The organism is Kitasatospora sp. NPDC007106, assembly GCF_040634455.1.
Taxonomy (GTDB): Bacteria; Actinomycetota; Actinomycetes; order Streptomycetales; family Streptomycetaceae; genus Kitasatospora; species Kitasatospora arboriphila.
Genome location: NZ_JBEYFP010000308.1, coordinates 1 through 6,833 on the forward strand (window position 1 = coordinate 1; position 6,833 = coordinate 6,833).

The window sequence follows — 6,833 nt, forward strand, 5'->3', positions numbered from 1 at the left end:
GTCCGGCAGTCGAGACGACGGCCGGCGCCCGTGCCCGACCGGTCGTGGTCGGGGCCGCGGACCGCCTCGGGGCGCCTGCGGGAGAGCACCAGGTAGCCGGCGGTCAGCAGCGCGGCCCAGACCGGGAAGACGTAGAGCGAGATCCGGGCGTCCTCGTCGAAGCCGATGAGCACGACGACCAGGACGAGGAAGGCCAGCGCGAGCCGGCTCGGCCACGCCCCGCCGGGGGCCTTGAAGGTGGGGGCGGGCAGTCGGCCGTCCTGCCAGGCGCGGCGGTAGCGGATCTGGGCGACCAGGATGACGGCCCAGGTCCACAGGCCGCAGACGGTGGCGACGGAGGTGACGTACTCGAACGCCTTGCCGGGGGCGAGGTAGTTGAGCACCACGCCGACGCCCATGAGCAGGCAGGAAACGGTGATCGCGGCGGCCGGGGTGCGGCGGGCGTTGAGCGCGGTGAGGCGGCCGGGGGCCTGGCCGCGCAGGGCGAGGTCGCGCAGCATCCGGCCGGTGGAGTACATGCCGGAGTTGCAGGAGGAGAGGGCGGCGGTGAGCACCACGAAGTTGATGACGGAGGCGCCGGCCGGGATGCCGACCTTCTCGAAGGCGGCGACGAACGGGCTGACGCCGGGCGCGAACTCCTGCCACGGGACGAGCGAGAGGATGACGACCAGGGCGCCGATGTAGAACAGCGCGATCCGCCAGGGCAGGGTGTTGATGGCGCGCGGCAGGGTGCGGGCCGGGTCCTCGCTCTCGCCGGCGGTGACGCCGACGAGTTCGACGCCGAGGTAGGCGAACATGACGATCTGAAGGGTCATCACGGTGGCGCCGACGCCCTTGGGGAAGAAGCCGCCGTCGGCCCACAGGTGGGTGACCGACGCGGTGTCACCGGCGTCGGAGAAGCCGAGGGTGAGCACGCCGACGCCGATGAGGATCATGCCGAGGATGGCGGTGACCTTGACCATCGAGAACCAGAACTCGATCTCGCCGAAGAGCTTCACCGAGATCAGGTTGGCGCCGTAGAGCAGCACCAGGAAGGCGAGCGCGCTGGCCCACTGCGGGACGCCGGGCGCCCAGTACCGCACGTACACCGCGGCCGCGGTGGTCTCGGCCATGCCGGTGACCACCCAGAACAGCCAGTACGTCCAGCCGGTGACGAAGCCGGCGAACGGGCCGAGGAACTCCCGGGCGTACTCGGAGAAGCTGCCGGAGACCGGGCGGTAGGTGAGGAGTTCGCCGAGCGCGCGCATGATCACGAAGATCACCAGGCCGGCCACCGCGTAGCTGAGGATCAGGCTGGGACCGGCCTTGGAGATGGCCGTGCCGGCGCCGAGGAAGAGGCCGGTGCCGATCGCGCCGCCGATGGCGATCATCTGGATCTGGCGGCTGCCCAGTCCGCGGGCGTAGCCCTCCTCGTCCGGCTCGGTGTCGATCACCTCGTCGTAGCGCTGATCGGCCATGGGCGTACCGTCCTCGGGTCGTGGGGAGGTGAGAAGTCGTACCACGGCCCGCCCGGATACCGGTGTTCATCTGAGCGTTAATTGAGCATGTCATGTCCGGATTCGAGACGATGTGCCCGAAATGTCGCACCCCCGGGTCCACATGGTGGACACGGGGGTGCGAGTGCTCCGGGGTGACGCGGCGTCAGCCGGCCATGGCCTCCAGCAGCGACTCCTGCATGCCGCCGAGCCAGAGGTACGCCATCACCAGCGGCTTGCGCGGATCGCTGTCGGGCAGCGCGTACAGCCCTTCCTCGTCGTCCTCGGTGACGTCCAGTCGGGAGCCGAGGGTCAGCCGCAGGTCGTTCAGCGCGCCCAGCCAGCGCGGGCAGTCCGCGGCCGGGACGGTCAGCACGCCGCCGTCGCCGCCGAGCCCGTCCAGGGCCCGGACGACGCTCAGCGCGTCCTCGCGCTTGCGGGCCCTCAGGTCCAGCTCGGTGTAGCGGCGGAACTCGCCCGCCATCGCCCTGGTCTCGGTGTCGGCGGGCTCGCCGGGCTCGCCGTAGGCGTCGGGGAAGAGCCGGGCCAGCGCGGGGTCGGCCGGCGCCTCGCTCGGCCCCTCGGCGAACAGTGCGGCCAGCGGGTCGTCGCCCACTCCTCCGGGGCCGGGGCCGGGGCCGATCAGCTCCAGCATCTGCACCTCCAGCGACCGGAGGATGGAGGCCTCCACCTCGTCGAGCGCGATCGCCGCGGCGCCCTCGCCGGCGGTCTCGAACAAGCCAGCCATGAGTCCTGAATCAGCCCCGTTCACGTGTCTGTGGGTCTCGGTGTGTGGTGTCGCGACCGCTGCGCCGGCCCTGCGGACCGGCGCACGCCGCCCGACCGGGCGGGCCGCCGCGCGTCAGTCGTGCTGGAGGGTGGCCCAGAGCCCGTAGCCGTGCATCGCCTGCACGTCGCGCTCCATCTCCTCGCGGGTGCCGCTGGAGACGACGGCGCGGCCCTTGGTGTGCACCTCCATCATGAGCTCGCGGGCCTTGTCCTTCGGGTAGCCGAAGTAGGCCTGGAACACGTACTGCACGTAGCTCATCAGATTCACCGGGTCGTTGTGGACGATGGTCACCCACGGTGTGTCCGGTTCCACCACGGGCAGGCCTTCGACCTCCGGGCGCTCGATCTCGACCGGCGCGACACTCACGACTGGCTCTCTCCTCTGCAGCTGACCGGGGTGAAGGCGCGTCTCCCCCTGCCCTCATGCTTCCATCCGGGGGACTTCCGAGCGAATCCGGGTCAACATCACTCCGGAGAAATCGTCAATCTGACGCTAAGTGGTAGTAGCATCATCGGCATGGACGCCATCACCGCGCACCGCTCCACCGCGCTGCTCACCGACCGCTACGAGCTGACCATGCTGCAGGCCGCACTGCGCAGCGGTGCCGCGCACCGCCGCTCGGTCTTCGAGGTGTTCACCCGGCGCCTGCCGAACGGCCGCCGCTACGGCGTGGTCGCCGGCACCGGCCGGGTCCTGGACGCCGTCGAGGCCTTCCGCTTCACCGGCCCCCAGCTGGACTGGCTCGCCGACCAGCGGGTGGTGGACGACGCGACGCTGCGCTTCCTCGCCGACTACCGCTTCTCCGGCGACATCCACGGCTACCCCGAGGGCGAGGTGTACTTCCCCGGCTCGCCGCTGCTGACCGTCGAGGGCAGCTTCGCCGAGGCCGTGATCCTGGAGACGCTGGTCCTCTCCGTCCTCAATTACGACTCGGCGATCGCCGCCGCGGCCTCCCGGATGACCGCCGCCGCCGGCGACCGCCCGGTGATCGAGATGGGTGCGCGCCGCGCCCACGAGGCCGCCGCCGTCTCGGCCGCCCGCGCCGCGTACATCGCCGGCTTCAGCGCCACCTCCGACCTGGAGGCCGGCTTCACCCACGGCATCCCCACCACCGGCACCGCCGCCCACGCCTTCACGCTGCTGCACGACAGCGAGCGGGACGCCTTCACCGCGCAGGTCGAGTCGATGGGCCGCGGCACCACGCTGCTCGTCGACACCTACGACCTGGCCGAGGCCGTCCGCACCGCCGTCGAGGTCGCCGGCCCCGAACTCGGCGCCGTCCGCATCGACTCCGGCGACCTGACCCTGCTCGCCCACCGGGTGCGCCGCCAGCTCGACGACCTCGGCGCGCACAAGACCCGGATCATCGTCACCTCCGACCTGGACGAGTACGCCATCGCCGCGCTGGCCGCCGCGCCGGTCGACGGCTACGGCGTCGGCACCAGCCTGGTCACCGGCAGCGGCCACCCCACCTGCGCGATGGTCTACAAGCTGGTCGCCCGCGAGAGCGTGCCCGGCGGGCCCCTCGTCCCGGTCGCCAAGCGCTCGGCCGGCGGCAAGACCAGCACCGGCGGCCTCAAGTGGGCGGCCCGCCGGCCCGACGCGGACGGCGTCGCCGAGGCCGAGGTCGTCGGCACCGGGCCGGTGCCCGCCCACCTGGAGCCGCACCTGCTGCACGTGCCGCTGGTCCGCGGCGGCGAGGTCGTGGGGCGCGAACCGCTGGAAGCGGCGCGCGAGCGGCACCGGCGCGCCCGCGCGGCGCTCCCGATGTCGGCCACCCAGCTGTCGAAGGGCGACCCCGTGATCGTCACCGAGCTGATGAGCGGCGCGACCGCCGCCGGGTGAGCCCGCCGGGCCTTCCGCCGCTGCGCGTCACTCCCTACAGTCTTCTCGGCACCACCACGGCCTCCACGCCACCCCGACGTTCCGCCCGTGGTTCCGTCCCGGTCCCACCAGCGGTCCCGCCCAGGCTCCCCCGCACCTCCCCCGCACCTCCCCCGCACCTCCCCCGCACCGTCCGAACCGCCCGACCCCCACCGCGGCCCGCCGCGGACCGCCCACACCGAGAGAAGCCAGCCATGCACCGGGCCCTGATCGTCGTCGACGTGCAGAACGACTTCTGCGAAGGCGGCAGTCTGGCCGTCGCCGGCGGCGCCGAAGTGGCCGCCGCCATCACCGACCTGATCGCGGACGCCTCCCCCGGCTACACCCACATCGTCGCCACCCGGGACCACCACGTCGACCCCGGAGCGCACTTCGCCGAGGAACCGGACTACGTCACCTCCTGGCCCGCGCACTGCGTGGCCGGCACCGAGGGCATCGGCTTCCACCCCAACTTCGCGCCCTCGGTCACCTCGGGCGCGATCGAGGCGGTCTTCGACAAGGGCGCGTACGCGGCCGCGTACAGCGGCTTCGAGGGCCGCGACGAGAACGGCGGGACGCTGGCCGACTGGCTGCGCGAACGGGAGGTCACCGAGGTCGACGTGGTCGGCATCGCCACCGACCACTGCGTGAAGGCGACCGCGCTCGACGCCGCCCGCGAGGGCTTCACCACCCGGGTGCTGCTCGAACTGACCGCCGGCGTCGCCGCCGGCACCACCGAGGCGGCACTGGCCGAACTCCGCTCCGCGGGAGTCGAGTTGACCGGCAGCCCGGTCCTGCGCTGAAGCCGCGCCCGGCATCCGGAACGGCCGGGGCAGTCGATAGCCAGGGGGGTCGGGATCGGCAGCCGGGTCTGTCGGCCGCGCGGCCGGTCAGCGGTCGGTGACCACCAGCTCGACCACGTCCGCCCCGCCCGCCCGGAAGGCCTCGCGGAGCTCGCCGCCGACCTCGTCCGGCTCGGCGGCGACCCGCGCGCCGGAGACGTACACCACCCGCACCCCCAGGTACTCCATCCGGTGCTGCTCCCCGCGCACCCAGGCGGCCTCGCCCTCGCTGACGCAGCGCAGGTCGGAGTCGACGGCCACCGCCACGCCGACCTCCGGCCAGTACAGGTCCGGCACCGCCACGTAGGTGCCGCCGCGCATCCGCAGCTCGGGGCCGACCAGCGGCACGGGCAGCAGCCACTCGTCCACCAGCTCGCCGATCCGGGCGAGCACCGACTCCCGCTCCATGGCGAGGAGTTCGTCCAGCGCGGCCCGCACCCGGGGCTCGGTCAGCAGCCGGGCCTCGCCGAGTTCCGCCACCAGCTCCCGCAGGGCGCAGCCGCCCTCGGTGCGCGTCACCGCCTCGCGGAGCATCGCCCGCAGCAGCGCCGGACGGACGGCACCGCTCTCGAAGGACCCGGTGTCCGTCCACTCGCGCACCGCGTCGGCCACGGCGCGCGCCACCGGCGCGCAGGCCAGGCCGTGCACCGAGCGGGCCACCAGCTCCCGGCCGGTGCGCAGGATCCGGACGGGGCCGGCGTCCTTCAGGCGTCGCTGACGGGGCACCAGCACCTCCACGCCGGTGACGGCCGGCAGCCGGGGCACCGAGGCGAAGCCGTACAGCGCCAGCGCGGCCGCGCCGGTGATCACGGCGCCCTCGCGGCCGCCCTCGCCCCGGCCGTCCTGCGCCGCGTAGAGGAGGGCCGCCCACATCCGCTGCTCGGGGGTCGGGTCGCCGTCCTGGAGCAGGTAGACGCGGGGCAGCAGCCGCTGCCACGGCCCACCGCGGCGGCAGTGCTCGGTGACCGCCCGGGCGGGCACGCCGCGGGCCCGCAGCTGGCTCGCGGTGACCACGTTCTGCTGACGCCGCGCCAGCTCTTCCAGGGAGAGCGGCTGGGAAGGAATCCGGTAGCTCATGTCGACACCCTCCCCAACACCGCCACAGTCGCACGCCCGACTTGACGACCTGTTACCCAACCGTCGCGAAAACGGGACGGCTCCGTCCTAAAGTCCCCATACCCTCACCCGTTCGACGTATGGGACGTTCACTCGAATGACGGATTAGATCGGACTTGGGAGGTGACGATCCGTTTTTCATCGAATCGGCACATCAACGATCATGGAGTGGGGGCACCCCGATGATCAGCGATTACTGACCCAGAGTGACCAAGGCCATACGGTGGAGCACCACCCGCCGACCACCGGCACCCGCCGGATTGCCTACCATCGGCACATGCCACGTGACGAGATCCCCGGCCTGCGCGCCGCCCAACTGCGCCTCGGCCGCCTGCCCGGCTACGTCCGCCGGCCCGACCTCGCCCGCCGCAACAGCGCGGACGGCCACACGTACAAGAAGGGCTGGGAGGTCCGCTTCACCGCCCGCACGGAGGCCGAGATAACGGAGATCCGCGACCTGGTGATCGCCGCCGGGTTCGCCCCGGCCCGGCCGTTCTTCAAGGGCCACCAGCTGATCCAGCCGGTGTACGGCATCGCCGCCGTCCAGGCCTACCTGGCCGCCCGGGAAGCCTTCGAGGAGCTGGCCCGGGCCCGCGCCGCGGACGCGGACGGCACGGACGAGGCGGGCGCCCCCGACGCCCGCGACGCCCCGGCGGGCCGCACCAGAACGGTGCCGATCCCCGAGCAGGTCTGCCGGGAGGCCGCGGCACCCGTCGCCGCGGCTGCCGCTGCGGCGGCCGCGGCCGG

General features: G+C 73.0%; 7 protein-coding genes. 3 read left to right on the forward strand and 4 right to left on the reverse strand.

Annotation, left to right across the window (positions count from 1 at the left end):
- The 3 genes from ABZ641_RS21660 to clpS form a co-directional block, all read right to left on the reverse strand.
- Positions 1–1,457, reverse strand: a 1,457-nt coding sequence (locus ABZ641_RS21660) for an amino acid permease (protein WP_359984033.1), incomplete at its 3' end; no start/stop codon positions are given.
- Between the two features lie 184 nt (positions 1,458–1,641).
- Complete coding sequence (locus tag ABZ641_RS21665) at positions 1,642–2,223, reverse strand: DUF2017 domain-containing protein (RefSeq protein WP_359984036.1); 582 nt, start codon at positions 2,221–2,223, stop codon at positions 1,642–1,644.
- Between the two features lie 114 nt (positions 2,224–2,337).
- Positions 2,338–2,631, reverse strand: coding sequence for an ATP-dependent Clp protease adapter ClpS (gene clpS, locus ABZ641_RS21670; RefSeq protein ID WP_030271864.1), 294 nt, complete (start codon positions 2,629–2,631; stop codon positions 2,338–2,340).
- A 150-nt stretch (positions 2,632–2,781) separates the two neighbouring features.
- On the opposite strand from clpS, the gene ABZ641_RS21675 reads away from it, so the two are divergent.
- Both ABZ641_RS21675 and ABZ641_RS21680 read left to right on the forward strand, forming a co-directional pair.
- The gene (locus ABZ641_RS21675; RefSeq protein ID WP_359984039.1) at positions 2,782–4,110 is read left to right on the forward strand and encodes a nicotinate phosphoribosyltransferase; all 1,329 of its coding nucleotides are present in this window, start codon (positions 2,782–2,784) and stop codon (positions 4,108–4,110) included.
- 233 nt (positions 4,111–4,343) lie between these two features.
- Positions 4,344–4,931 carry an isochorismatase family protein gene (locus tag ABZ641_RS21680; protein ID WP_344626811.1) on the forward strand — a complete coding sequence of 196 codons (588 nt, stop codon included), beginning with the start codon at positions 4,344–4,346 and terminating at the stop codon, positions 4,929–4,931.
- Positions 4,932–5,018: 87 nt separating this feature from the next.
- Here the strand turns inward: ABZ641_RS21680 and ABZ641_RS21685 are convergent, their stop codons facing one another.
- The gene (locus ABZ641_RS21685; RefSeq protein ID WP_359984041.1) at positions 5,019–6,047 is read right to left on the reverse strand and encodes a type IV toxin-antitoxin system AbiEi family antitoxin domain-containing protein; all 1,029 of its coding nucleotides are present in this window, start codon (positions 6,045–6,047) and stop codon (positions 5,019–5,021) included.
- A 316-nt stretch (positions 6,048–6,363) separates the two neighbouring features.
- On the opposite strand from ABZ641_RS21685, the gene ABZ641_RS21690 reads away from it, so the two are divergent.
- Positions 6,364–6,833 (forward strand): hypothetical protein (locus tag ABZ641_RS21690; protein ID WP_359984042.1); only part of this gene is annotated, 470 nt, incomplete at its 3' end.

Excerpts from the sequence above, each read along its gene's own strand:
- ABZ641_RS21665 (WP_359984036.1), bottom strand. The coding sequence starts at position 2,223 with ATGGCTGGCTTGTTCGAGACCGCCGGCGAGGGCGCCGCGGCGATCGCG.
- ABZ641_RS21675 (WP_359984039.1), top strand. The coding sequence starts at position 2,782 with ATGGACGCCATCACCGCGCACCGCTCCACCGCGCTGCTCACCGACCGC.
- ABZ641_RS21680 (WP_344626811.1), top strand. The coding sequence starts at position 4,344 with ATGCACCGGGCCCTGATCGTCGTCGACGTGCAGAACGACTTCTGCGAA.
- ABZ641_RS21685 (WP_359984041.1), bottom strand. The coding sequence starts at position 6,047 with ATGAGCTACCGGATTCCTTCCCAGCCGCTCTCCCTGGAAGAGCTGGCG.